Here is a 24,658-nt window from a genome sequence, read left to right on the forward strand (position 1 = left end):
AAGGGCGCTTTAAGTTGAAAGCAAAGAACAGAAAAAGACTTCGGGTTCTTGGGAAGATTTTATTTGTCCTGTATATTGGATTTTTATTTTACTTTCTGATTTTTTCTGACTGGTATGGACGGGAAGGAACCGGGGAATATCATTATAACCTGGTTCTTTTCTGTGAAATAAAAAGATTTTGGCTGTATCGAGATGTTTTGGGATGGGTATCTTATGCAAATCTGTTCGGAAATGTCCTGATTTTCATACCATTTGGATTTTTTATGCCGATGGCAAGCCGGTATCGTAGCTTTTTTCTTACCCTTTTCTACAGTTTTGGAGTGAGCTTCTTTGTGGAGTGCTTTCAGCTGGTAACAAGAGTGGGGAGTTTTGATGTGGATGATATGCTGCTCAACACCCTTGGCGGTGTGATCGGGTATATCGTCTTCGCGATTTGTAATATGATAAGGAGATGGCACGATGCGAAGCAGGAGAGATAAAAAAAGAGCACGCGAAAGAGATCGAAATAAAAGAAGCCGGAAGTATGGTCAGATAAAAAGAAAACATTCCCGCAAGGGAATCTGGTCCTGTGTGATGGCAGTACTTGTTACGGCAGTGATAGCGGGATTGATTGTAATGGCATTTATGAATAAAGGGAAATCAGCAGCAATGGTAGGAAGCTTTGGGGTTTTCGATATGATTCTTGCCTGCATCGGTATTGTAACGGGTGTAAAAGGATTTAAAGAAAGAGATAAAAATTATCTGACCTGCAAGATCGGAATTGTTGTAAACGGACTTATTTTACTTGCCCTGATCTTAGTATTTATAAGAGGATGTGTATAAATGGAAGAAAGATATAATCTGGCAATTGACAGAATGAAAGCAATAATAGAAGAAAAAACAGTAGCAGAGCCATATCGGGAATATTTCCAGCATGTGGCTCGGTTTATTTTAAAGCTTGATGAGCTGAAACGGAATGTGGAAAGCGGAAAGCAGAAAGAGATGTCAGAAGAAGAGCTGCAGGAAGAGATGAAGGATCTTTATGCAGACGAACTGGAAGCAAACTATGAGAAATCTTATGCAAATCCGGCTTATGCGGTTTTGGTGCTGGGAGGAGAACTGGGAAGCTTTTTGTCTGCGGTTTACACCGAGATCCGCGGAGGCATTTCTTATGTTCAGGAACAGCGTATGGAGTATGTTGTGATCGGAGCAGAGCTTTTGATTGAAATCTACAACAAATTTGAAGAAGAAAAGCAGCCGCAGCTGGAAAGCCTGAAGGAAATCTTTTACTGGTATGCAAGTGATTACTGCGATGTATTTGCGGCAGACCGCATCAAAGACCAGATCGATCCGGAAAGAGGATGCTTCATTGTGAATATGATCATGAATGAAGATCTTTCCGATCTGCGTTATCTCTACCGTATGGGAGAATATGTGGGGGTAAATGAAAGAGAGACAGCCGCATACTTAAATTCACTTCCACAGGAGAAGATTGATAAGATGGCAGATACCTTCAGTGAAGGATACAGGATTGGTTTTGTAAATACCGGAAAAGACCTGTCAAAAAAATCTGTAGTCAACATTTACTATGCAATGGGATTTGAACGGATCGTAAAAAAAGCCATTGAGAATTTTGCCAAAATGGGATTAAAGCCGAGTATTTTCCGGACAAGTCACAGCGTGATCACAAGAGGACGTAACAGCCAGATCGGATTTTTCAATATTTCCGGCAACAAGCAGTATGTCTATGACCACAGAGATGATATCGGGCTTGTGATGGATAAACAGTATGTAGAGCGAAAGCTGGAAGTGATGCGTACCACTTACGAGCAGAATAAAGAGATTGCAGCAGGCTATGCAGGACCGGCAGTGATCGACATTTTCGGAGAAAAGACTTTTGTTCCGCAGGCTAAACCAGAGGCAGTTAAATTAAGCGAAAAGCAGGAAGAGCTTCTGGTTGCGATGAATGGAAGGGCCGGACGTCTGACCAATGAATATCTTCCGGGAGATGAGAGAAGCTTTACGATCATTTCCTGGCCGGTTCCGGAAATCGGAGAGCAGTATCATGAGATCTTTGATGAAACGATCAAGATCAATACTCTGGATTACAAGCTTTACCAGAAGGTGCAGCAGACAATGATCGATGCACTGGATAAAGGAGAGTATGTAAAAGTAACAGGCTCAGGCGAAAACCAGACGGATCTGAAAGTGATGCTTCATCCGCTTGCCGATCCGACAAAAGAGACGATCTTTGAAAACTGTGTTGCCGATGTCAATATCCCGGTAGGTGAGGTGTTCACTTCCCCGGTACTGGAAGGAACAGAAGGTACCCTTTTTGTGAGCAAGGTATTCCTTCACGGACTTCCGTATTACAATCTGAAGATCAGTTTTAAAGAAGGAAAGATCACAGAGTATACCTGCACCAATTTTGATTCAGAAGAAGAAAATAAAAAATATATTTTCGATAATATTCTGCACAATCATCAGACACTTCCGATCGGCGAGTTTGCGATCGGAACCAATACCACAGCTTATGCGGTTGCGAAGAAATATGATATTGCAGATAAATATACGATTCTGATCGCTGAAAAGACGGGACCGCATTTTGCAGTAGGGGATACCTGCTACAGCTGGGCAGAGGATGTAAAGGTTTACAATCCGGATGGAAAAGAGATTATTGCAAGAGACAACAGCATATCGATCTTGAGAAAAGAGGATCCGTCGAAAGCATATTTCCAGTGCCATACCGATATCACCATCCCTTATGATGAGCTGGGAAGCATTGTTGTAGTGGCGAAAGACGGAACAGAGACAGAAATTATCCGTGATGGACGGTTTGTTCTTCCGGGAACAGAGATCCTCAATGAACCTCTGAATTAGTATTAGTTATGGATTTTCAATAATACCAATAAGTAAAATTAAATAATGGTCAGATAAGTAACGGTTGACATACCGCAACAGACTTAGTAAAATAACTTATAAGTGGTTAGCTATTTATTAAAATACTTATAGATAAAAGAAAAGGAGATCATTATGCCAAAAGTTGGAATCGTAATGGGCAGCGACTCAGATATGAAAGTAATGGGAAAAGCTGCCGACATGCTGGAAAAGTTTGGAATCGATTATGAGATGACGATCATCTCGGCACACCGTGAGCCTGATGTATTCTATGAATATGCGAAGTCTGCAGAAGCAAAAGACTTCAAAGTAATTATTGCAGGTGCAGGTATGGCAGCACATCTTCCAGGAATGTGTGCAGCAATTTTCCCGATGCCGGTTATCGGAATCCCAATGTCAGGGAAGAATCTGGAGGGTGTCGACGCACTCTATTCAATCGTTCAGATGCCGCCTGGAATCCCGGTTGCCACAGTTGCGATCGATGGCGGAGCAAACGCAGCTATTCTGGCTGCAAAGATTCTTGCAACCTCAGATCCTGAGCTTCTTCAGAAATTGAAGGATTACACTGCAGAAATGAAAGAAACCGTCCAGAAAAAAGCAGAAAAGCTTGAAAAAATCGGACACAAAGAATATATCAAGCAGATGTAGGCATACAGATGTCAGTGAAAATACCAGGAGGATATAGAAAATGTTGGATTATAAGACAGCCGGCGTAGATATCGAGGCAGGATATAAATCAGTAGAACTTATGAAAAAGCATGTAAAAGAAACCATGAGACCGGAAGTGTTAGGAGGGCTTGGCGGTTTTGCAGGTGCATTTGATTTAAGTGGAATTAAGAATATGGAAGAACCAGTACTTCTTTCCGGAACAGATGGATGTGGAACAAAGGTGAAGCTTGCATTTGTAATGGACAAGCATGATACAATCGGTATTGATGCCGTTGCCATGTGTGTGAATGATATCGCATGCTCTGGTGGAGAACCGTTATTCTTCCTGGATTATATTGCCTGTGGCAAGAATTACCCGGAAAAGATCGCTACGATCGTAAGCGGTGTGGCAGAGGGCTGCAAGCAGTCAGGATGTGCACTTGTAGGTGGAGAGACAGCAGAACATCCGGGACTGATGCCGGAGAATGATTACGACCTTGCAGGTTTTGCAGTCGGAGTTGTAGATAAGAAAGACATTATCGACGGTTCTAATATTAAGCCAGGTGATGTACTTGTTGCAATGCCGTCTACAGGGGTTCACAGCAATGGATTTTCACTGGTTCGTAAGGTATTCGACATTACAGAAGAATCTTTAAATACATACTATGATGAATTAGGAAAGACACTTGGCGAAGCACTTCTTGCTCCGACCAGAATTTATGTAAAAGCACTGAAGAACGTAAAAGAAGCCGGTGTAAGAGTCAAAGGATGCAGCCATATCACAGGCGGTGGATTCTATGAAAATATTCCGAGAATGCTTCCGGAAGGAATCCGTGCAGTGGTAAAGAAGGACAGCTATGAAATCCCTGCAATCTTTAACCTGATCGCAAAGACTGGCAACATTGCAGAAGAGATGATGTACAATACCTTCAATATGGGTATCGGTATGGTTGTCGCTGTCGATGAAAAGGATGTAGATGCTACAATTAAGGCAATGAAAGAAGCTGGAGATGAAGCATTTGTGGTTGGTTATGTAGAAGCAGGAGAAAAAGGAGTTACTTTATGTTAAGAGTTGCTGTACTTGTATCCGGAGGCGGAACCAATCTGCAGGCAATCATTGATGCAGTGGAAAATGGCACGATCACCAATACAGAGTTGGTCGGTGTCATCAGCAATAATAAGAACGCATATGCACTCAAAAGAGCCGGGAATCATCAGATCCCGGCACAGTGCGTTTCGCCGAAGGATTTTGAGACAAGAGAAGAGTTTAACAAAGTTTTTCTTGAAAAGGTAGACGAACTGAAACCGGATCTGATCGTTCTGGCGGGATTTTTGGTTGTGATCCCGGAAGAAATGATCAGCAGATACCGGAATAAGATCATCAATATCCATCCATCTCTGATTCCGTCGTTCTGCGGAACGGGATATTATGGACTGAAGGTTCATGAGGCAGCACTTGCCAGAGGGGTAAAGGTGGTTGGAGCAACCGTACATTTTGTAGACGAAGGAACGGATACCGGTCCGATCATTCTCCAGAAGGCTGTTGAAGTAGAAGAAGGCGATACACCGGAGGTTCTGCAGAGACGTGTGATGGAGCAGGCGGAGTGGAAGATCCTTCCACATGCGATCGACCTGATCGCAAATGGAAAAGTAACAGTAAAAGATGGCAGAGTGTCAATTGCCCGTTAGAGAAGGAGGAGCACCAATGAAAGTATTGATCGTAGGCGGTGGCGGAAGAGAACACGCAATTGCATATTGTGTAGCAAAGAGCAGCAAGGTAGAGAAGATGTACTGTGCACCGGGAAATGCCGGGATTGCAGAGCTTGCAGAATGCGTACCGATTGGTGCGATGGAATTTGACAAGCTGGTTACATTTGCAAAGGAAAAAGCGATCGATCTGGCAATCGTAGGAATGGATGATCCGCTGGTTGGCGGCCTTATAGATGAATTTGAAAAAGCCGGGATCCGCGCATTCGGACCAAGAAAAAATGCAGCAATCCTGGAGGGAAGCAAGGCATTTTCAAAAGATCTGATGAAAAAATATGACATCCCGACCGCAGCATATGAGAACTTTGACAATGCAGACGAAGCGCTGGCTTATCTGGAGACAGCCAAATTTCCGATCGTTCTGAAGGCAGATGGTCTGGCACTTGGAAAAGGTGTACTGATCTGTAATACGTTGGAAGAAGCAAAAGCCGGCGTGAAAGAGATTATGCTGGACAAGAAATTCGGTGCATCCGGTAATACCATGGTTGTAGAAGAATTCATGACAGGACGTGAGGTTTCTGTTCTTTCCTTTGTGGATGGAAAGACCATCAAGACTATGACAAGCGCGCAGGATCACAAGAGAGCCAAAGACGGAGACCAGGGATTGAATACCGGTGGTATGGGAACTTTCTCACCGAGTCCTTTCTATACAAAAGAAGTTGACGAATTCTGCCGAAAATATGTGTACCAGAAGACGGTAGATGCAATGGCAGCAGAGGGAAGAGAGTTCAAGGGGATCATCTTCTTCGGACTGATGCTTACCGAAGACGGACCGAAGGTTCTGGAATACAATGCCAGATTCGGAGATCCTGAGGCACAGGTTGTTCTTCCGCGTATGAAGAATGATCTGATCGATGTGATCGAAGCCTGTATCGACGGAACACTGGATCAGGTAGATCTTCAGTTTGAAGACAATGCAGCAGTTTGTGTGGTACTTGCATCTGACGGTTATCCGGTCGCTTATGAAAAAGGACTTCCGATCACAGGTCTTGACGAGTTCAAGAAGCATGAAGGATACTATTGCTTCCATGCCGGAACCAAATTCGACGGAGACCAGATCGTGACAAACGGAGGACGTGTCCTCGGCGTGACAGCCAAAGGAGCAACGCTCAAAGAGGCCCGTGCCAATGCTTACAAAGCAACCGAATGGGTTAAATTTGATAACAAATATATGCGCCACGATATCGGAAAAGCGATTGACGAGGCTTAGGAATTTAGGGCGGGATCTTTCTTATTCAGAGGGATTTCGCCTTTTTTGAGTTAAGTGAAAAATTTAATCTTTAAGAAGTTCTAAAGATTTCATGAACTTCTTGACAAATCGGACTTTGAATACTATGATTATCAATAGTTATGGGAAAAGGCAATGAGAAAGAGGAGTATGCAGACTGGTCCGAAGAAGAGAGAACCGTTCACAGGCTGAGAGACGGTTTACGGGAAGTGGTTGCAGAAGGTAGCTTTGGAGCCGGGTATCTGAAAAAGGGCGAGTAGGATATCACGGGGTGGTTTCCGTTATAGAACTGTGAGAGATACGAGATGGATTTATTTCGTGGAACAAAGGTGGTACCGCGTTTATACACGCCCTTTACATATTGTAAAGGGCTTTTTTTATTCTTTATAGAGAGAGCAAAAGTGCGCGGTGGACTTATAAGAGGAGGAAACAATGAGTAAGAATCTTGAAAAGACCTACAATCCGAAAGAGATTGAAGCGAAACTTTATGAAAAATGGTGTGAAGAAAAGTATTTTCACGCTGAAGTTGACAGGAGTAAGAAACCATTTACAACGGTAATGCCGCCACCGAATATCACCGGTAAGCTGCATATGGGACATGCTCTCGATAATACACTTCAGGATATCCTGATCCGTTACAAGAGAATGCAGGGATATAATGCACTGTGGATCCCGGGAACAGACCACGCTGCAATTTCAACAGAAGTAAAGGTTACAAACCAGTTAAAGGCAGAGGGAATTGATAAGAAAGAACTCGGAAGAGAAGGATTCCTTAAGAGAACCTGGCAGTGGAAAGAAGAGTACGCAGGAACCATCGAAGGTCAGCTGAAAAAGCTTGGTGTATCCTGTGACTGGGACAGAGAACGTTTCACCATGGATGAAGGATGCTCGAATGCGGTCAAAGAAGTATTCCTTCGTCTTCACGAAAAAGGATTTATCTACAAAGGTTCCAGAATCATCAACTGGTGTCCGGTATGTAAGACTTCCCTTTCTGACGCAGAAGTTGAGCATGAGGAACAGGCAGGACATTTCTGGCACATCAAGTACCCGATCGTAGGAACAGAACGTTTCCTTGAGATCGCAACTACACGTCCGGAAACTCTGCTTGGAGATACAGCAATCGCCGTACACCCGGACGATGACAGGTACAAAGATATCGTAGGAAAGAATGTCATCCTTCCGTTAGTTGGAAGAGAAATCCCGATCGTGGCAGACGCTTACGTTGATAAAGAATTCGGAACAGGTGCGGTTAAGATCACACCGGCACATGACCCGAATGACTTTGAAGTAGGAAAGAGACATAATCTTCCGGAAATCAATATCCTGAATGATGATGCTACCATCGTAGAAGGATACGGAAGATATTCCGGAATGGATCGCTACGAAGCAAGAAAAGCAATCGTAGAAGATCTGGAAAAAGAAGGATACCTTGTAAGCATCGAAGAACATGTACACAACGTTGGAACACATGACAGATGTAAGACAACCGTTGAACCGATGATTAAACCACAGTGGTTTGTTAAGATGGATGAGCTTGCCAAACCGGCGATCAATGCGATCAAGACCGGCGAATTAAAATTCGTACCGGAACGTTTTGGTAAGATCTACCTGAACTGGCTGGAAAATATCCGTGACTGGTGTATTTCACGTCAGATCTGGTGGGGACACAGAATTCCGGCCTACTATTGTGATGAATGTGGAGAAGTGGTTGTTGCACGTGAGATGCCGGAAAAATGCCCGCATTGCGGATGCACACATCTGACACAGGATGAAGATACACTGGATACCTGGTTCAGTTCAGCACTGTGGCCGTTCTCAACACTTGGATGGCCGGAAGAGACAGAGGACTTCAAGTATTTCTATCCGACAGATGTACTGGTAACCGGTTATGATATTATTTTCTTCTGGGTAATCCGTATGGTATTCTCCGGATATGCACATACTGGAAAAGCACCGTTCCATACTGTTCTGATCCATGGACTGGTAAGGGATTCCCAGGGACGTAAGATGAGTAAATCTCTTGGAAATGGTATCGATCCGCTGGAGGTCATTGATGAGTACGGTGCAGATGCACTCCGTCTGACTCTGATCACAGGAAATGCACCAGGAAATGATATGCGTTTCTACAACGAACGTGTAGAATCCAGCCGTAACTTTGCCAATAAGGTATGGAATGCATCCAGATTTATCATGATGAACATGGAAGATAAGGTAATTTCCAAACCGGATGAGGCAGACTTTGAAGTAACCGATAAATGGATTTTATCCAAGGTAAATACACTTGCAAAAGATGTAACTGAGAACATGGATAAATTTGAACTGGGTATTGCAGTACAGAAAGTATATGACTTTATCTGGGATGAATTCTGTGACTGGTACATTGAGCTTGTAAAATACAGGATCTACCATTCTGATGAAAATTATAAGAGCGCCAATGCAGCACTTTGGACACTGAAGACGGTTCTTGGTAATGCACTGAAGATGTTACATCCATTTATGCCATTTGTAACAGAAGAAATCTACAGCGCACTGGTACCGGAGGAAAAATCTCTGATGATGTCAGACTGGCCGCAGTTTAGCGAAGACTGGTGCTATGCAGACGCTGAAAATATAACAGATCATATGAAAGAAGTTATCCGTGGTGTCAGAAATGCGCGGGCAGAAATGAATGTACCGCCGAGCCGTAAAGCAAAGGTTTATGTAGTATGCGAAGATGAGAAGCTCTGTGAAGGATTCGAAGAGCTGACAACATGCGCATGCCCGCTTATGAGTGCTTCTGAACTTGCTGTCCAGGCTGATAAGGCAGGTATTGCGGATGATGCCGTATCGATCGTAGTACCGGATGCTTCTGTATATGTACCACTGGAAGAGCTGATTGACTTCGAACAGGAAATCGAGCGTCTGACAAAAGAAGAAGAAAAGCTTACAAAAGAAATCAACCGTGCAAAGGGAATGCTTTCAAATGAAAAATTCGTCAGCAAAGCACCACAGGCAAAGGTTGATGAAGAAAAAGCAAAGCTTGAAAAGTATACACAGATGATGGAACAGGTGAAAGAACGTCTGGAGGCTTTAAAGGCAGGAAGATAATCACTGCAGGAAAGTACTAAGGCATATTCTTTTTTAGCCGGATATACCGTCAGGCGCAGCATAAACTGCGCCTGACGGTACAGAAACACGTAAGGGGTTAAAAGACGATGAAGGAAATTCATTTTAAAAAGATTCAGTGGAAAAAACCGGATCTGAAAGGAAAATGGCAGAAGCTGAAGAATATGAAGCCAGGAGATATAAAGGCGCATTTAAAAAAGCAGCATGAGCGAAGACAGCAGATTCTTGAAAAGCGGCGAAACAGCAAATTCGCAAAAAAGATGGCACCGTACTATAAGATAATGAACCGGTTCTCTTTGCCGCTTCAGGCACTGTGGGCTTGTATCATTAACTTTATCATTGAAGCACTGTCCAGACATTCTGCAATTGCAGCTTGGCAGTATATGACAGGAACACCGCTGGTATTTTTGTACAATGCCGGAATGATTTTCGTTACACTTTTAATCGCTTATCTGGTGCGGCGCCGGGTGTTTACACGACTGATCATCAGTGCATTGTGGCTCTTTCTGGGTGTTGTCAACGGAGTGATGCTGGCAAAGCGTGTTACGCCGTTTAATGCACAGGATCTAAAGACATTTACAGAAGGACTGTCACTGTTTACAAACTATTTCTCGGTGGCAGAGCTTGTGATGATGGGAATTGGTGTTCCGGCACTGCTCATCTGGCTGGTTGCCATGTGGAGACGTGCCGGACAGTATGAAGGAAAGATGCACAGGATCCCGATGCTGATTATTGTTGTTGCAGCGTTTTTTGGATATTCTGTACTGACAAATGTTGCTGTAGATAAGAGGATTATTTCTACTTACTTTGGAAATATCGCATTTGCTTATCAGGATTACGGACTTCCGTATTGTTTCTCGGCCAGCCTTTTTAATACAGGTATTTCAGAACCGAATGATTATAACAAAGACACGATCGAGAAGATCACGGATAATAGAGAGATGACAGAGAGCACATCCGACAATGGTGTGAGACCGAATGTCTTGTTTGTACAGCTGGAATCTTTCTTTGATCCTATTGAATATGAGGATCTGCAGATGTCAGAGGATCCGATTCCGAATCTGCGCAAGATGTTTGAAAATTATTCTTCCGGATATTTTAAGGTTCCTTCGGTAGGGGCCGGAACAGCCAATACAGAATTTGAAGTGCTGACAGGTATGAACCTGCGTTATTTCGGACCGGGCGAGTATCCTTATAAGACAAAGCTTAAGAATCAGGTATGTGAAAGTGCAGCAACTGCATTTTCTGCATTCGGTTACGGAACCCATGCGATTCACAACAACGGTGGTAATTTCTACAGCCGTGCGAAGGTATTTAACAATATTGGTTTTGACAGCTTTACAAGTAAAGAGTTTATGAATATTCTCCAGACAACAGAGAATGGATGGTCGAAGGATGATATTCTTCTGACGCACATCAAAGACGCTCTGGACTCTACCGAGCAGGAGGATTTTGTATTTACAGTCAGTGTACAGGGACATGGAAATTATCCGACAGAAAAGGTGATTGAGAACCCGAAGATCACCGTAACAGGAGCACCGACAGAAGAGAAGAACAATGCCTGGGAATACTATGTGAACCAGGTATATGAGATGGATCAGTTTGCCGGTAATCTGGTAAAAATGATGGAAGAACGCGGTGAGCCGACTGTGGTTGTATTCTATGGTGACCATCTGCCGACAATGGGACTGGAAGCAAAGGATATGAAGAACCGTTATCTGTACAATACAAATTATGTGATCTGGGACAATCTTGGACTTCAGAAAGAGGACCGGAACATTCCGTCCTACCAGATCATGGCGGATGTGATGGACCGCCTGGGATTACATTCCGGTACGGTATTCAACTATCACCAGCAGAGACGCCAGACAAAGGATTATCTGAAGGATCTGGAGCTGTTACAGTATGATATTCTGTATGGAGACCAGTATGTATACAATGGTAAGCCGCCGATCACAGAAGGCCATATGCAGATGGGGATCAAGGAGGTTACGCTCACGGATCTTGTAGAAAATCTGGATGAGACCTATAGCCTCTACGGAACAAACTTTACTAAATGGAGCAAGGTTTACATCAATGATGAAAAGCAGGAATCTACTTTCCTCAATAATACAAGGATCGAACTTCCGGACAGTAAGCTGAAGGATGGAGACATCATTACGGTCAGCCAGGTCGGATCAAGCAATACCATCTTCAGGACTTCAAGAGAATATATTTACATGGATGGAAAAATCCTGGAATATACAGATGAAGTAAAAGAACAGAAGAATTCTGCAAAGACGGACGGCGATCAGCAGAAGACAGAAAATGCCGGACAGTCCGGAGAACAGCAGGATCAGAATAATAAAGAAGAAAAGAGCGGGCAGCAGTAGAGTTCCGCTTAAGAAAGACGGGAAAGATTGTGAAGTATGAAGAAGTAGTCCGATATATAGAGGACATACCAAAATTTACAAAGAAGCATACGCTTTTGCATACCCGTGAATTTATGAGAAGATTGGGGAATCCCTGCCAGGGAAGAAAGGTTCTTCATGTGGCAGGGACGAACGGAAAGGGAAGCGTCTGCGCATATATGCAGGCGATTCTTCTTTTTGAGGGAAAGCGTGTCGGATTTTTTACATCACCACATCTGGTGAAGCTCAACGAGCGGATCCGGATCAATGGAAAAGATATTGACGATGATACCTTCTGCCGGATTTTTGCAAAGGTGCGGCAGGTGGCAGAAGAACTGGAAAAGGAAGGGCTGGAACATCCTTCTTATTTTGAATTCCTGTATGGAATGGGTATGCTTGCATTTGAAGAGAATGATGCAGAGTATATTGTACTGGAGACAGGACTTGGAGGAAGGCTGGATGCGACTAATTCCTTCGAGCATCCGTTCCTGAGCGTGATCACATCGATCGGACTGGATCACACAGAGATCCTTGGAGATACGATTGAAAAGATTGCGGGAGAAAAAGCCGGAATCATCAAAAAAGGCGTACCGGTATTTTTTGACGGCTCTGATGAAAGAAGTAGTCGGGTTATAGAAGAAACTGCCGAAAATGTAGAAGCACCGTGGTATAAAATGGAAAAAGATGCGTTGAAAATTCAAGAAATTACAGACAAACATATTGCTTTTTCTATTTTGGATGAGTATGATAATAATACCGTATGGCAGGTGGCCAGCACCGGAATCTATCAGGTGATGAACGCAGCACTTGCAATCCGGGCGATGAGATATACATTTGGCGACAAGGCAGAAATCTGCAAATGGCAGAAGGTAGTTGCATCTGTTAAATGGCAGGGAAGAATGGAAGAGGTTCTTCCCGGAGTTATCTTTGACGGGGCGCATAATCTTGCGGCAATCCGTGAATTTACAAAGAGTATCCGGCTGCAAAGAGAGGCGGAAGGGGAAATCCATCCACTGATAATCCTTTTTTCAGCCGTTGCAGATAAGGATTACAGTCATATGATCGAGCTTTTATGCAAAGAATCGAAAGCAGATGCTTATGTCATTGCCAAAGTAGACAATAAAAGGGGAGCGCAGGCAGATACACTTGCCGCGTTGTTCCGGAAGTATACAGACAGACCGGTCTATCGGGAGGACACGCTTGCTGATGCATTTACACGTGCATTGAATGAAAAGGGCAGCGAAGGGAAACTTTACTGTCTGGGGTCGCTCTATCTGGTAGGGGAGTTAAAAGAACTGATAGGAGGAGAAGATGCTTAATTTTGAAGAAGAACTTAAGAAGTTCAAACCAAGTCTGGAAGTAGAAGATATCGAGAATGCAGTATATCAGGAGGATCTGTCTGATATGACAGATATCTTAAGAGAGATGATGGATCAGAAAAAATAGGGGAGATTTTGATGGACTATAAGCAGAAACTCGAGTACCAGTCGAACTACTGGTACAATGATGGACTGAAGAAAGCGCAGATCCGGGATCTGTCCGGGGCAATTGTGTCGTTAAAAAGAAGTTTGCAGTTTAACAGAGAAAATATCACAGCGAGGAATCTTCTCGGACTTGTCTATTATGGACGTGGAGAAGTAGCGGAGGCTCTTGTAGAGTGGATCATCAGTAAAAACTTCAGGGCTTCAGAGAATATTGCCAGCTACTATATCAGTAAGGTTCAGGATAATCCAAGTGAGCTGGAGAAAGTGAATCAGGCAGTTCACAAATACAACCAGTGTCTTGGATACTGCAGACAGAATGGAGAAGATCTTGCGATCATCCAGCTGAAAAAGGTGGTTGTGGCACATCCGTCTTTCCTGAAGGCATATCAGCTTCTGGCACTTCTTTATATGCATTCCGGACAGTATTCCAAAGCAAGACAGAGCCTGAAGACGGCACTCAAGCTGGATGTGACGAATGATATTACGCTCCGGTATATGCATGAGCTGAACCGTCAGCGGAATCGGCAGGTTGCACATATTAAAGAGGAAAAGCATGGCAGACAGTCGGTTGTCACATACAATCTGGGAAATGAGACGATCATCCAGCCTGCAGCAACACTGCGAGACAATGCGGCAGTGATGACAGTTGTCAATATTCTGATCGGTATGGTGGTTGGAGCGGCAGTGGTGTGGTTCCTGATCGCTCCGGCGGTAAACCAGACAAAGTCGTCTACAAAAAACCGGAATGTCATTGCACTAAGCGAGCAGATAGCTTCACAGAAGACACAGATCCAGACGCTTAAGGATGAACTGGAGGGATACCGTAACAGCAGTGATGAGGTAGAATCGGCAAAGCAGACCGCCGCATCCACACAGGACAGCTATGATGCCCTGATCAAGGTATATCAGCAGTATTATGGCGGAACAACGAGCAATGCGGATATGGCAGATACGTTGCTTGGACTGAACAGGGATTCGTTGGGAGAAGAGGGACAGAAAATCTACGATTCGATCTCCGGTTCCGTCTTCCCGCGAGTATGTGTGAGCCTGTATTCGACCGCGCAGTATGAAGTGCAGAGTGGAAATTATGATGATGCCATTTCGGATCTTGAAAAGATCCAGAAGATGGATGACTCTTATAGTGATGGTGGTGTGTACAAGCTTCTTGGAGACGCGTATGCCGGTAAAGGTGATAAGGACAATGCAAAGAGCAATTACGAAAAAGCAGCGACCGATTATCCGGGAACACAGGCAGCATATTCGGCACAGAGCGCACTGGATGCAATGGGATCAGATGGAACTTCGGAGAATACTTCCGGTGGAACAGGCACCCAGGGACAATAAAATATAAAAGGCACAAAAGAGAAAGTAGCGAAAAAAGGCGTTACTTTCTCTTTTGTTTTATAGGAAATTCCGAAGGAACTTCCTATAAAACAAAAGGCACTATGTGCCGTAAATGCGCACTCTTTTTATAAATCCATCAAGGCTATTGGCGTATTTGTATAAATAAAAAAGACAGAAAGGGGTTTAAGCAAAAATGCAGTATCAGATCAAAGAAAATTGTCTTACGATTTTTCTTCCGGCGGAGGTGGATCATCACAATGCGGAGGAGATCAAACGGGAGGCGGATAAGGTGATCGAGGAGCAACATATCAAATATGTGATCTTTGATTTTGGAAGAACGAATTTTATGGACAGTTCCGGGATTGGAGTGATCATGGGACGGTACCGGCATATCTTTCTTCTTGGCGGGGAAGTATGGGCGATACATACAAGTGAACGGATGCGGCAGATTCTGAATATGTCCGGCGTGACGAAGATCATACAGATTTATGAGGAGGGAATGATGTAATGGAATATTTTAACGAGATGGAAGTAGTTTTTGACAGCAGATCGGAGAATGAGGGATTTGCAAGGGTGGCAGTGGCTGCGTTTATGACGCAGATGGATCCGGTTCTGGAGGAAGTGGCAGACGTGAAGACAGCGGTTTCCGAAGCAGTGACAAACAGTATTATTCATGGATATGAGGGACGGACGTCCGGAAAGATCACGGTCTGGTGCGGGATTGAAAAAGATAAGAAGACCATTCTAGTCACAGTGAAGGATCAGGGCATCGGTATCGAAAACGTGGAGCAGGCGATGGAGCCACTCTATACGACCAGGCCGGATATGGATCGGTCCGGGATGGGATTTGCATTTATGGAAGCATTTATGGATGAAGTACAGGTGGAATCTGTGCCTGGAAAAGGGACTACGGTTTGGATGAAGAAAACGACAGGAGGGGAAAAGAAGGAAGCTGTATGGACCACACAATCGCATTGATCAGACGGGCTCACGAAGGGGATGAAAATGCGAGGGCACAGCTTGTGGAGGAAAACACCGGTCTGATCTGGTGTGTGGTGAAAAGATTTTACGGACGGGGCACAGAGGCAGAGGATTTATTTCAGATCGGAAGCATCGGGCTTTTAAAAGCGATCGATAAGTTTGATCTGGGCTATGATGTGAAATTTTCAACCTATGCAGTTCCGATGATCACGGGAGAAATAAAGCGTTTCCTGCGTGATGACGGGATGTTGAAGGTCAGCCGTTCCTTAAAAGAGATTGCGTATAAAGCATATCAGGCAAAGGAGGCGCTCACGGAAAAGCTTGGAAGAGAACCGCTGCTGGAAGAAATTGCGGAAGAAACGGGTGTGGAAAAAGAGGAGCTGGTGATGGCGATGGAGGCAGCAGGAGAAGTGGAATCGCTTCACAGACCGGTCGGTATGAAAGATGGAAATGAAGTAATGCTGCTGGAAAAGATTGCAGATACAGGCGGTGCAGAAGAAAAGATCCTGGATCATCTTCTGCTTACAGAGCTGATAAAAGAATTAAAAAAAGACGAGAGAAAGCTTCTGTATCTGCGCTATTTTGCAGATAAGACGCAGACAGAAATCGGCGAAGAGCTTGGAATTTCCCAGGTGCAGGTATCCCGGATGGAGAAAAAGATCCTGAAAACCATGCGGGAACACGCAAAAGAATAAAAGGATGTATGTTTTCTGGAAAAACAGGGATACTATTTCCTATCTGAAACAGATCACAAAGGAGGCGGATGCGATTGGAAAGAAGAAAAAAATATATCTGGGGCTGTGTTCTTTGTGCCCTGCTGACAGCTGTTCTGATCGGAATGATCTACTATTATAATGATGTCCGGGGGACAGACCAGGTAAGTGAAGGAACGCTGATCTGGCAGGCGCTACCGGTAAAAGAAAGGACGGATACAGATGTCTTCGGGAAATGAAATACTTTATATCAAAGGGGAAAAGAATACCGAGGTGAAAGAACCAAATGTGACATTGGGAGATATCCTGACAATGGAATGCAGCAATTCTTCCATCATGAACAGGATTAAACCACTGCGGATCCTGAAAATCCCGAAAAAAGAACAGCACAGATATGTGGTGTCTGTTCTGAAAATCATAGAATGTATCCATCGGGAAATTCCCGGACTACAGATTCAGAACGAAGGAGAAAGTGACCTGATCATTACCTATGAAGGGGAGAAAAAACGAAATACTATCTGGCAGGGAATTAAAGTGGTTGTAGTTGCGGGAATCACATTTATCGGAGCAGCATTTTCCATCATGGCATTTAACAATGATGTGTCGGTGACAAAGATGTTTTCCCGGATTTATCTGCTTCTTACCGGAGAAGAATCGAATGGATTTACCCTGATAGAGCTGACTTACTGCATCGGGCTGATCGTAGGGATCCTGATTTTTTTCAATCATTTAGGAAGAAAGAAATTTACAGCAGATCCGACGCCGATGGAAGTGGAAATGCGTTTGTATGAAAATGATATTCAGGAAACTTTGATCGAAGCTTATGCGAGAAAGGAAAAAGAAGTCGATGTGGATTAGGCAGATTCTGGTGGCGGTGGTTGGTCTTGCATCCGGATTTGCAGTCGCGGCAGGACTGTTTTCATTTATTATCGGACTTGGCGTAGTGTCAGATTTTGCAGACCGGACACATACCGGGAAGCATGTCATGCTGTATGAAAACTGCATTATGGCAGGTGGGATCCTTGGAAATATTTTCTGGGTATACGGGCTCGCAATGCCTGGCGGCAAATGGATCGTTCCGGTGTTTGGACTTTTTTCCGGAATTTTTGTTGGTTGCTGGTCAATGGCACTTGCGGAAATCCTGAATATTTTTCCGATTTTTATCCGGAGGATCAAAATTCTGAAATGTGTGCCATGGCTGATTTTTGGGATGGCGCTTGGAAAAAGCCTTGGAGCACTTCTGTTTTTCTATAAAAGATGGTAACTGGAGGAGAAAATGAAGCAACAAGAGAAAGAAAAAGAGTATGAAACATATGTAAAAGAGAAAACACCGGTCAGGAAGCCTGGACCTGCGATGGCAAAAGCATTCGTGACCGGCGGGATCATCTGTACGATTGGACAGACGATCTTAAATGCGTGCGAAAAGGCGGGAATGTCAAAGGATATTTCTGCAAGCTGGTGTTCACTGATCCTGATCCTGGCAAGTGTGGTGCTGACCGGATTTGGAATCTATCCGAAGATCGCGAACTGGGGAGGAGCGGGAGCACTGGTGCCGATCACCGGATTTGCCAATTCCGTTGCGGCGCCGGCAATTGAATACAAAAAAGAGGGGCAGGTTTTCGGAATTGGCTGCAAGATATTTACGATCGCAGGACCTGTGATCCTGTACGGAGTTTTCACCAGCTGGGTTCTGGGACTGCTCTACTGGATTGGGACGCTGATCGGAATTGTGTGAGCAAGGAGGGATGGACATGAATGCGATGAAAGGGACACAGAGTATTGCATTTTCGGAAAGTCCGTATCTGGTAAGCGCCGGATCGGTTGCCGGAAAAAAAGAAGGAGAAGGACCACTTGGAAAATATTTTGATATTGCATCGGAGGATGACCTTTTTGGAGAGAAAACCTGGGAGCTTGCAGAAGGAACAATGCAGAAGCTTGCGTGTAAGCTGGCATTGAAAAATGCGGGAGTACAGCCGGAGGAGGTACGCTATCTCTTTGGCGGTGATCTTTTAAGACAGGGAATTGCTACATCGATGGGGGCAGAAGAACTTCAGATCCCGGTGTTTGGTCTTTTCGGCGCATGTTCCACATCCGGAGAGGCACTTGCCCTTGCTGCAATGACTGTGGCGGCAGGCTATGGAGATCTGGTGCTTGCTGCAACATCGAGTCATTTTGGAAGTGCAGAAAAAGAATTTCGTTTTCCACTTGGCTATGCGAATCAGAGACCACTTTCTTCTACCTGGACAGTGACAGGAAGCGGAGCCTTTCTGGTAGGAAAAAAGAAAAGCCGGGTGCGGATCAGTGGAGTGACGATTGGGAAAATTGTGGATTATGGGCTGAAGGATTCACAGAATATGGGAGCGTGTATGGCACCGGCAGCGTGTGATACGATTTTGCAGAATCTTATGGATTTTGGAAGGGGTGAAAAGGATTACGACCGGATCATTACCGGAGACCTGGGCTATGTGGGACAATCGATTTTATTTGATCTGCTTCGTAAGAAAGGGCTGGATATCAAAGAAAATCATATGGACTGCGGAATGACGATCTTCGATCAGCAGACACAGCATACCAATTCCGGTGGAAGCGGCTGCGGCTGCGCGGCGATCACTCTTGCAGCATATATTATGCCACAGCTGATATCGGGGGAGTGGAAAAGGATCCTTTTTGTACCAACGGGGGCGCTGATGTCGACGGTCAGCTTCAATGAAGGAGAAAGCGTTCCGGGAATTGCACATGGAATTGTGCTGGAACATTGTTAAAGGAGGAAAGAAAATGGACTATATCAATGCATTCTGGGTAGGAGGACTCATCTGTGCACTGGCGCAGATCCTGCTTGACCGGACGAAAATGATGCCGGGAAGAGTCATGGTAAGCCTGGTGGTACTTGGCTGTATTCTTGGTTTTGTACAGATATTTAAACCACTGCAGGAGTATGCGGGGGCAGGCGTGAGCGTGCCATTGCTCGGTTTTGGAAATACTTTATGGAACGGGGTAAAAGAGGCAGTCGACAAGGAAGGATTTATCGGAATTTTTCTTGGAGGATTCAAGGCAAGTGCGGCAGGAATCAGCGGCGCATTGATTTTTGGGTACATTGCATCATGGATATTTGAACCAAAGATGAAGGGGTAATGGGAATAATTTTCGTCAGAACTACGAAAGAAAATTTATTGTACAGAGAGAAAAATGATGTTAAGATGAAATCGTGGCTGTGTAAATGGCCTGTAAAATAAGAATCAGAGTGAAAAAGAAAAAGTACATAAGAGGAGATAACACGACTATGAAGTACACAAGTATCATTATTCCGTTTGTCGGAGGCCTTGGTATGTTCATTTATGGAATGCAGATCATGGCACAGGGGCTGGAGAATGCTGCCGGCAACCGGATGAAGTCATTACTTGAAGCACTTACAAAGAATAAGTTCTTCGGCGTATTGCTTGGAGCGTTCATTACCGCAGTGATCCAGAGCTCATCTGCGACGACCGTCATGGTAGTCGGTTTTGTAAATGCCGGTATCATGAACCTTCAGCAGGCGATGGGAGTTATCATGGGTGCGAACATCGGTACAACAGTTACCGGATGGCTGGTATCCAGTGTGGAATGGGCCAAATTTTTAAGTCCGTCTAATCTGGCACCGGTTGCGATCATGATCGGTGTGATCATTATGCTGACCGGAAAGAGGCGTTCGACAAAAGATATCGCAAGTATTGTGGTTGGTTTCGGACTTTTATTTGTCGGGATTTCATCCATGTCCTCAGCGGTGGAACCACTGAAAGATAATGCAGCATTCTGCAATATTTTCGTATCACTGGGACACAATCCGTTGCTTGGAATTGTGGCGGGTGCAGCAGTTACGGCGATCATCCAGAGTTCATCTGCATCGGTCGGAATCCTGCAGAGCCTTGCAGCAGCAGGTCTTGTACCGTTTGGCGCAGCAATTTATATTATCATGGGACAGAATATCGGTACCTGCGTAACTGCAATCCTGTCCAGTGTGGGTGCAAAGAAAAATGCGAAAACCGCAGCGTTGATGCATCTGATCTTTAATATCATCGGAACGATCATTTTCAGTATTATTGCGATTGCATATCTGAGTATTGTGAATCCGGCATGGGCGCATGGAAATATCACCCAGACACAGATCAGTATGGTGCATACGGTATTCAATATTGTGACAACCGTTCTGCTGTTCCCGGTTTCTGACTGGATCATCAAGCTTGCCAAGAAGATCGGACATGTGGAAGAAGAGGTACAGGATGAAAGTGTAGTCCTTCTGGATGACCGTATGCTGGAAACCCCTGGTATCGCGATTCAGTCAACCGTTTCCGAGCTTGTCCGAATGGGACATGTGGTTGCGGATTCTCTGGAGGTTGCAAGAAAAGTTATGTTCGAACGAAAAGAAGAACAGATTGCGTTCCTGAAGGAAGAAGAAAGCAAGGTAGACCGGTTAAGTGCCGGTATCACATCCTATGCGATCAAGCTGTCGACTCTGCAGATCAATGAACGTGAGCATGAAGAGGTGGCGCATATGCTCCAGATCGTGTCGGATATGGAACGTATCAGTGATTACTGCGAAAACATTTCTGAGTTCGCGGAATCACTGCTGGAAAAGCAGGTGGATTTCTCTGAGGTTGGAGTGGAACATCTGAACAAGATGCTGGATGTCTGCATTGCAAGTTATCTGTATGCGTTGGAAGCCTTTGAGTCCAATGACCGCGAAAGTGCGTTAAAGACCATTGAGAAAGAAACAGAGGCAGACGGGCTGGAGATTTCCCTCCGCGCAAAGCATATCAAGCGTCTTACCAACCAGCAGTGTAACACAGAAGCCGGAGTGGTATTCCTTGATTCTCTGGTATGCCTGGAAAGAATTTCCGACCATGCCAGAAATATTGCGGAAGAAGTGCTGGCGGAATAGAAGATAGGAAAATGCAAAAGTGCATGTGGCCTGACGGCTGCATGCACTTTTTTCGAATCGTTAAGAAATGGGAGTAATGCCGTATTAACTTGTTGTTTTTCTACGAATAAGTACAGGGGTAATTTGTTTATGAATGGGTTTGGCAAGTGGTACAGGTTTTCGCTTTTTACGTTCTTCCATTTGCTGTACAAGCAGTTCCATGGAGGTTTTGGCAATCAGATCGATTTGCTGTCCAACGGTTGTGATTGGAAGGATAGCTTCACTTGCAATCGGAGAATTGTCAAACCCTACCAATTCGTATGTGTCAGGGAAATAACCATATTTTTGAAAAATAAGATTAAGAAACATATTGGCATAGGTATCATTTGCAAGAAAGATACCTTTCTTTTTATCAGCATATTTTTCGTCGATGTCCGTAAAAATACGATGCATTTGTGCAAAGATATCCTGATAAGAATCTCCGGCTACATTCAGATTCAGTTCATAAGGAACGTTATGTTCCTGACAGGTTTCTTTAAATGCTAGAATTCGTTTATATGCCGGTACAAAATCGGGAACATTGACATTGATATGAACCAGGATATCACATTTATCGCGGATCAGGAGATTTGTTGCCTGTAGTGCACCCATATAGTTGTCGGTTGTTACACTACAGATATACTTAGCTTCTCTTTCGATGGCAATGACTGGTATTTGATAAGATGCCAGCTTCTCAGAAGAAAGTGTATGACTCAATACAATAAGTCCTTCAATCTGATATGCCATAAGTTCATCAATATACTGTTCTTCTTCTTCCGGACCACGATCGCTGACAAAAACAAGAAACTTATAATGATAGTCTGAATAACTGGAAAGTAACTGCGTAAGCATCTCAGAATAATAGTGCAGATAGAGATTTGGTACAATAATACCGACAAATTCACTTTTTCCATTTGCTAAAACTTTTGCCAGTTTATTCTTTTTATATCCCAAAGCATCAAGTGCCTGTGATATTTTTTCCTGATTCTCAAGTGTCAGAGAATCAGGGTGATTAAAATATCTGGAAATTGTTGTTTTTGAAAAATTGGTATATTCGGCAATGTCAGCAAATGTAACTTGTTTCTTGGCCATAAGATCAATAGACTCCTTTAAAAATTCTTATTCATAGTATAGCAACTAAAAGTCGAAAAGGCAACTATAAAATAACCAGTTATGTAACCGGTAACTTTTGCGAACAAAAGCATTGACAGAGAGATTATTATATGGTACTATTCAGTTATAAAGTAACCGGTTACTTTACCGGTTATACAGCGAGAAGGACAAAGGGAATGGAGGAATAGTTGCATGAAAAGGATGCAGAAACAAACCAGGGCAATGGGAAAACGAACGATGGCAAGTAAGCTGGCTTATGTAAAGAAAAATTGGCAGTTATATGTGTTTTTCCTGATGCCGGCACTTATATTAACCATTATATTTAAGTATCTTCCAATGGGGGGACTGCTGATTGCGTTTGAAGATTATAACGTTATCAAGGGCGTATTTGGAAGTACATGGGTAGGACTTGAGTATTTTAAGCGGTTTTTATCTTCACCGGATTTTATGAATTACCTGCTTAATACATTGAAACTGAGCATTTATGGATTACTTTGGGGATTTCCGGTTCCGATCATCTTGGCTCTTTTACTTAACCAGATCCGCAAACAGGGGATCAAAAAGAAGATCCAGCTTTTGATCTATGCTCCAAACTTTGTGTCTGTTATTGTACTTTGCGGAATGGTCCGTATGTTTTTGTCACCGGTTGGACCTATGAATAAACTTTTGGGAATCAGCACGAACTGGATGACGATGCCTGCTGCATTTCGAACAATCTATATTGCAAGTGGAATCTGGCAGGGAGCCGGGTGGGCTTCGATCATGTATACTGCAGCACTATCGAATGCGAGCAAAGAACTGGAAGAAGCAGCACGTATGGATGGAGCAAATCTGCTGCAGCAGATCTGGTATGTAGAACTTCCGGCGATCAAAGACATTATTGTGATCCAGTTTATCTTACAGGCAGGAAATATTATGAGTATTGGTTTTGAAAAAGCATATGCGCTGCAGACAGATATGAACTTACCGGCATCTGAAATATTATCGACTTATGTATACCGGATCGGACTATTAAACGGAGATTATGGATATTCGACAGCAGTTGGACTGTTCAACTCTGTAATTAATGTGATTTTACTTATTTTTGTAAACTGGGTAGTAAAGAAGCTGAATGATGGTGAAGGATTATAGGAGGAACGTGAAATGAATGGAACAAAGAAAATCAAATATTCACGAACAGATCAGATCATTTTGGGAATTGCATATGTGTTCCTTGGGGTATTTGTTCTTTCAATTTTAATTCCGCTGATCTATGTAGTTCTGGCATCCTTTATGGATCCGACCGTATTAAATAACCAGGGATTAAGTTTTCATATAAAAGACTGGACGTTAGATGCATACCGGCGTGTGCTGGAAAATGATATGATCTGGCGGGGCTTTTTGAATTCTTTTTTGTATTCAATTGCATTTACCGCGATCTCCGTCTTTGTAACTTTACTTGCAGCGTATCCGATGTCAAAAAAGGAATTTGTAGGAAGAAAATTCTTTAATATAATCTTTCTGATCACAATGTTTTTTGGTGGCGGAATGATTCCGACTTTTATTTTGATCAATCAGCTGCACATGGTAAATACGATTTGGGCAATTTTAATCCCTGGTGCATTTAATGTCTGGAATATGATTCTTGCAAGAACCTATTACCAGTCTATTCCGAAAGAACTGCGTGAAGCATCCGCAATTGACGGAGCAACGGAAATCCAACATTTTTTCAAGGTTATGCTTCCGGTATGCAAACCGATTATCGCAGTACTGGCACTGTGGTCATTTGTTGGAATGTGGAACAGCTACTTTGATGCGATGATATATTTAAATGATGCAAACCTGCAGCCACTGCAGCTGGTTCTCAGATCGATCCTCGTTCAGAATACACCTCAGCCGGGAATGATCGCAGATATCCAGAGTACAGCAGAGATGGCAAAAGTAGCAGAACAGCTGAAATATGCAACTATCGTTGTGTCAAGTTTACCATTGCTGGTAATGTATCCATTCTTCCAGAAATACTTCGATAAAGGAATTATGGTTGGTTCTGTGAAGGGATAGTCAGAAAGGAAATATGCAGATATGTGGAAAAAAAT

25 protein-coding genes and 1 other annotated feature are annotated in these 24,658 nt (G+C 43.7%); of the genes, 24 read left to right on the forward strand and 1 reads right to left on the reverse strand.

Features of this window, described 5'->3' with window-relative positions; translation table 11 throughout:
- The first annotated feature begins 14 nt into the window (after positions 1–14).
- The 22 genes from NQ556_RS03560 (at position 15) to NQ556_RS03665 (ending at position 21,452) form a co-directional block, all read left to right on the forward strand.
- Positions 15–479, forward strand: a complete 465-nt coding sequence (locus NQ556_RS03560; RefSeq protein ID WP_008372920.1) for a VanZ family protein — start codon at positions 15–17, stop codon at positions 477–479.
- Positions 460–822 (forward strand): DUF6142 family protein, encoded by a 363-nt coding sequence (locus NQ556_RS03565; protein WP_008372922.1) that lies wholly within the window; start codon positions 460–462, stop codon positions 820–822. Before NQ556_RS03560 ends, NQ556_RS03565 begins: the two co-directional genes overlap by 20 nt.
- A complete protein-coding gene (locus NQ556_RS03570; protein ID WP_008372925.1) occupies positions 823–2,859 on the forward strand; it encodes an aminopeptidase in 2,037 nt (678 codons plus the stop codon). It abuts the gene before it with no gap.
- 153 nt (positions 2,860–3,012) lie between these two features.
- Positions 3,013–3,525 carry a 5-(carboxyamino)imidazole ribonucleotide mutase gene (gene purE / locus NQ556_RS03575; RefSeq protein WP_008372927.1) on the forward strand — a complete coding sequence of 171 codons (513 nt, stop codon included), beginning with the start codon at positions 3,013–3,015 and terminating at the stop codon, positions 3,523–3,525.
- 43 nt (positions 3,526–3,568) lie between these two features.
- The gene (gene purM / locus NQ556_RS03580; RefSeq protein ID WP_044999102.1) at positions 3,569–4,594 is read left to right on the forward strand and encodes a phosphoribosylformylglycinamidine cyclo-ligase; all 1,026 of its coding nucleotides are present in this window, start codon (positions 3,569–3,571) and stop codon (positions 4,592–4,594) included.
- Positions 4,588–5,214: a phosphoribosylglycinamide formyltransferase gene (purN, locus tag NQ556_RS03585; RefSeq protein ID WP_008372931.1), complete on the forward strand. Its 627-nt coding sequence runs from the start codon at positions 4,588–4,590 to the stop codon at positions 5,212–5,214. The genes purM and purN overlap by 7 nt, the downstream gene beginning before the upstream one ends.
- 16 nt (positions 5,215–5,230) lie before the next feature.
- Positions 5,231–6,502, forward strand: coding sequence for a phosphoribosylamine--glycine ligase (gene purD, locus NQ556_RS03590; RefSeq protein WP_044999055.1), 1,272 nt, complete (start codon positions 5,231–5,233; stop codon positions 6,500–6,502).
- 144 nt (positions 6,503–6,646) lie between these two features.
- Positions 6,647–6,878: a binding site (T-box leader), on the forward strand.
- A 74-nt stretch (positions 6,879–6,952) separates the two neighbouring features.
- Positions 6,953–9,607: a valine--tRNA ligase gene (locus NQ556_RS03595; protein WP_055156372.1), complete on the forward strand. Its 2,655-nt coding sequence runs from the start codon at positions 6,953–6,955 to the stop codon at positions 9,605–9,607.
- Positions 9,608–9,789: 182 nt separating this feature from the next.
- Complete coding sequence (locus tag NQ556_RS03600; RefSeq protein ID WP_008372942.1) at positions 9,790–11,997, forward strand: LTA synthase family protein; 2,208 nt, start codon at positions 9,790–9,792, stop codon at positions 11,995–11,997.
- Between the two features lie 29 nt (positions 11,998–12,026).
- The gene (locus NQ556_RS03605; protein ID WP_008372944.1) at positions 12,027–13,334 is read left to right on the forward strand and encodes a bifunctional folylpolyglutamate synthase/dihydrofolate synthase; all 1,308 of its coding nucleotides are present in this window, start codon (positions 12,027–12,029) and stop codon (positions 13,332–13,334) included.
- Positions 13,327–13,461, forward strand: a complete 135-nt coding sequence (locus NQ556_RS03610) for a hypothetical protein (RefSeq protein ID WP_022220983.1) — start codon at positions 13,327–13,329, stop codon at positions 13,459–13,461. Before NQ556_RS03605 ends, NQ556_RS03610 begins: the two co-directional genes overlap by 8 nt.
- An 11-nt stretch (positions 13,462–13,472) precedes the next feature.
- Positions 13,473–14,843, forward strand: a complete 1,371-nt coding sequence (locus NQ556_RS03615) for a tetratricopeptide repeat protein (protein WP_008372948.1) — start codon at positions 13,473–13,475, stop codon at positions 14,841–14,843.
- A gap of 193 nt (positions 14,844–15,036) precedes the next feature.
- Entirely contained in the window at positions 15,037–15,351 is a 315-nt protein-coding gene (locus tag NQ556_RS03620; protein WP_008372950.1) for an STAS domain-containing protein, read from the forward strand.
- Entirely contained in the window at positions 15,351–15,821 is a 471-nt protein-coding gene (gene spoIIAB, locus NQ556_RS03625; RefSeq protein ID WP_008372952.1) for an anti-sigma F factor, read from the forward strand. The genes NQ556_RS03620 and spoIIAB overlap by 1 nt, the downstream gene beginning before the upstream one ends.
- The gene (gene sigF, locus NQ556_RS03630; protein WP_008372953.1) at positions 15,800–16,519 is read left to right on the forward strand and encodes an RNA polymerase sporulation sigma factor SigF; all 720 of its coding nucleotides are present in this window, start codon (positions 15,800–15,802) and stop codon (positions 16,517–16,519) included. The genes spoIIAB and sigF overlap by 22 nt, the downstream gene beginning before the upstream one ends.
- A gap of 74 nt (positions 16,520–16,593) precedes the next feature.
- Positions 16,594–16,776 (forward strand): hypothetical protein, encoded by a 183-nt coding sequence (locus NQ556_RS03635; RefSeq protein ID WP_044999057.1) that lies wholly within the window; start codon positions 16,594–16,596, stop codon positions 16,774–16,776.
- Positions 16,760–17,395 carry a stage V sporulation protein AA gene (locus tag NQ556_RS03640; protein WP_008372957.1) on the forward strand — a complete coding sequence of 212 codons (636 nt, stop codon included), beginning with the start codon at positions 16,760–16,762 and terminating at the stop codon, positions 17,393–17,395. Before NQ556_RS03635 ends, NQ556_RS03640 begins: the two co-directional genes overlap by 17 nt.
- Positions 17,385–17,801: a stage V sporulation protein AB gene (locus NQ556_RS03645; protein WP_022220980.1), complete on the forward strand. Its 417-nt coding sequence runs from the start codon at positions 17,385–17,387 to the stop codon at positions 17,799–17,801. The genes NQ556_RS03640 and NQ556_RS03645 overlap by 11 nt, the downstream gene beginning before the upstream one ends.
- A gap of 12 nt (positions 17,802–17,813) precedes the next feature.
- Positions 17,814–18,272, forward strand: a complete 459-nt coding sequence (locus NQ556_RS03650) for a SpoVA/SpoVAEb family sporulation membrane protein (RefSeq protein WP_008372960.1) — start codon at positions 17,814–17,816, stop codon at positions 18,270–18,272.
- 16 nt (positions 18,273–18,288) lie between these two features.
- Positions 18,289–19,299, forward strand: coding sequence for a stage V sporulation protein AD (spoVAD, locus tag NQ556_RS03655; protein WP_022220979.1), 1,011 nt, complete (start codon positions 18,289–18,291; stop codon positions 19,297–19,299).
- A 13-nt stretch (positions 19,300–19,312) separates the two neighbouring features.
- Positions 19,313–19,669: a SpoVA/SpoVAEb family sporulation membrane protein gene (locus NQ556_RS03660; protein WP_022220978.1), complete on the forward strand. Its 357-nt coding sequence runs from the start codon at positions 19,313–19,315 to the stop codon at positions 19,667–19,669.
- 148 nt (positions 19,670–19,817) lie between these two features.
- Complete coding sequence (locus NQ556_RS03665; protein ID WP_044999060.1) at positions 19,818–21,452, forward strand: Na/Pi cotransporter family protein; 1,635 nt, start codon at positions 19,818–19,820, stop codon at positions 21,450–21,452.
- A gap of 84 nt (positions 21,453–21,536) precedes the next feature.
- Here the strand turns inward: NQ556_RS03665 and NQ556_RS03670 are convergent, their stop codons facing one another.
- Complete coding sequence (locus tag NQ556_RS03670; protein ID WP_008372967.1) at positions 21,537–22,562, reverse strand: LacI family DNA-binding transcriptional regulator; 1,026 nt, start codon at positions 22,560–22,562, stop codon at positions 21,537–21,539.
- A 213-nt stretch (positions 22,563–22,775) separates the two neighbouring features.
- On the opposite strand from NQ556_RS03670, the gene NQ556_RS03675 reads away from it, so the two are divergent.
- On the forward strand, positions 22,776–23,714 hold the full coding sequence (locus NQ556_RS03675; RefSeq protein WP_008372969.1) for an ABC transporter permease: 939 nt from the start codon (positions 22,776–22,778) through the stop codon (positions 23,712–23,714).
- Between the two features lie 12 nt (positions 23,715–23,726).
- Entirely contained in the window at positions 23,727–24,623 is an 897-nt protein-coding gene (locus tag NQ556_RS03680) for a carbohydrate ABC transporter permease (RefSeq protein WP_008372970.1), read from the forward strand.
- Positions 24,624–24,658 lie beyond the last annotated feature (35 nt).

This window comes from Coprococcus comes ATCC 27758, assembly GCF_025149785.1.
GTDB classification, from domain to species: Bacteria; Bacillota; Clostridia; order Lachnospirales; family Lachnospiraceae; genus Allocoprococcus; species Allocoprococcus comes.

Coding starts and splice junctions, on each gene's coding strand:
- NQ556_RS03565 (WP_008372922.1), top strand. CDS start 460: ATGCGAAGCAGGAGAGATAAAAAAAGAGCACGCGAAAGAGATCGAAAT.
- NQ556_RS03570 (WP_008372925.1), top strand. CDS start 823: ATGGAAGAAAGATATAATCTGGCAATTGACAGAATGAAAGCAATAATA.
- purE (WP_008372927.1), top strand. CDS start 3,013: ATGCCAAAAGTTGGAATCGTAATGGGCAGCGACTCAGATATGAAAGTA.
- purN (WP_008372931.1), top strand. CDS start 4,588: ATGTTAAGAGTTGCTGTACTTGTATCCGGAGGCGGAACCAATCTGCAG.
- purD (WP_044999055.1), top strand. CDS start 5,231: ATGAAAGTATTGATCGTAGGCGGTGGCGGAAGAGAACACGCAATTGCA.
- NQ556_RS03595 (WP_055156372.1), top strand. CDS start 6,953: ATGAGTAAGAATCTTGAAAAGACCTACAATCCGAAAGAGATTGAAGCG.
- NQ556_RS03600 (WP_008372942.1), top strand. CDS start 9,790: ATGAAGCCAGGAGATATAAAGGCGCATTTAAAAAAGCAGCATGAGCGA.
- NQ556_RS03610 (WP_022220983.1), top strand. CDS start 13,327: ATGCTTAATTTTGAAGAAGAACTTAAGAAGTTCAAACCAAGTCTGGAA.
- NQ556_RS03615 (WP_008372948.1), top strand. CDS start 13,473: ATGGACTATAAGCAGAAACTCGAGTACCAGTCGAACTACTGGTACAAT.
- NQ556_RS03620 (WP_008372950.1), top strand. CDS start 15,037: ATGCAGTATCAGATCAAAGAAAATTGTCTTACGATTTTTCTTCCGGCG.
- spoIIAB (WP_008372952.1), top strand. CDS start 15,351: ATGGAATATTTTAACGAGATGGAAGTAGTTTTTGACAGCAGATCGGAG.
- sigF (WP_008372953.1), top strand. CDS start 15,800: ATGGACCACACAATCGCATTGATCAGACGGGCTCACGAAGGGGATGAA.
- NQ556_RS03640 (WP_008372957.1), top strand. CDS start 16,760: ATGTCTTCGGGAAATGAAATACTTTATATCAAAGGGGAAAAGAATACC.
- NQ556_RS03645 (WP_022220980.1), top strand. CDS start 17,385: ATGTGGATTAGGCAGATTCTGGTGGCGGTGGTTGGTCTTGCATCCGGA.
- NQ556_RS03650 (WP_008372960.1), top strand. CDS start 17,814: ATGAAGCAACAAGAGAAAGAAAAAGAGTATGAAACATATGTAAAAGAG.
- spoVAD (WP_022220979.1), top strand. CDS start 18,289: ATGAATGCGATGAAAGGGACACAGAGTATTGCATTTTCGGAAAGTCCG.
- NQ556_RS03660 (WP_022220978.1), top strand. CDS start 19,313: ATGGACTATATCAATGCATTCTGGGTAGGAGGACTCATCTGTGCACTG.
- NQ556_RS03665 (WP_044999060.1), top strand. CDS start 19,818: ATGAAGTACACAAGTATCATTATTCCGTTTGTCGGAGGCCTTGGTATG.
- NQ556_RS03670 (WP_008372967.1), bottom strand. CDS start 22,562: ATGGCCAAGAAACAAGTTACATTTGCTGACATTGCCGAATATACCAAT.
- NQ556_RS03675 (WP_008372969.1), top strand. CDS start 22,776: ATGAAAAGGATGCAGAAACAAACCAGGGCAATGGGAAAACGAACGATG.
- NQ556_RS03680 (WP_008372970.1), top strand. CDS start 23,727: ATGAATGGAACAAAGAAAATCAAATATTCACGAACAGATCAGATCATT.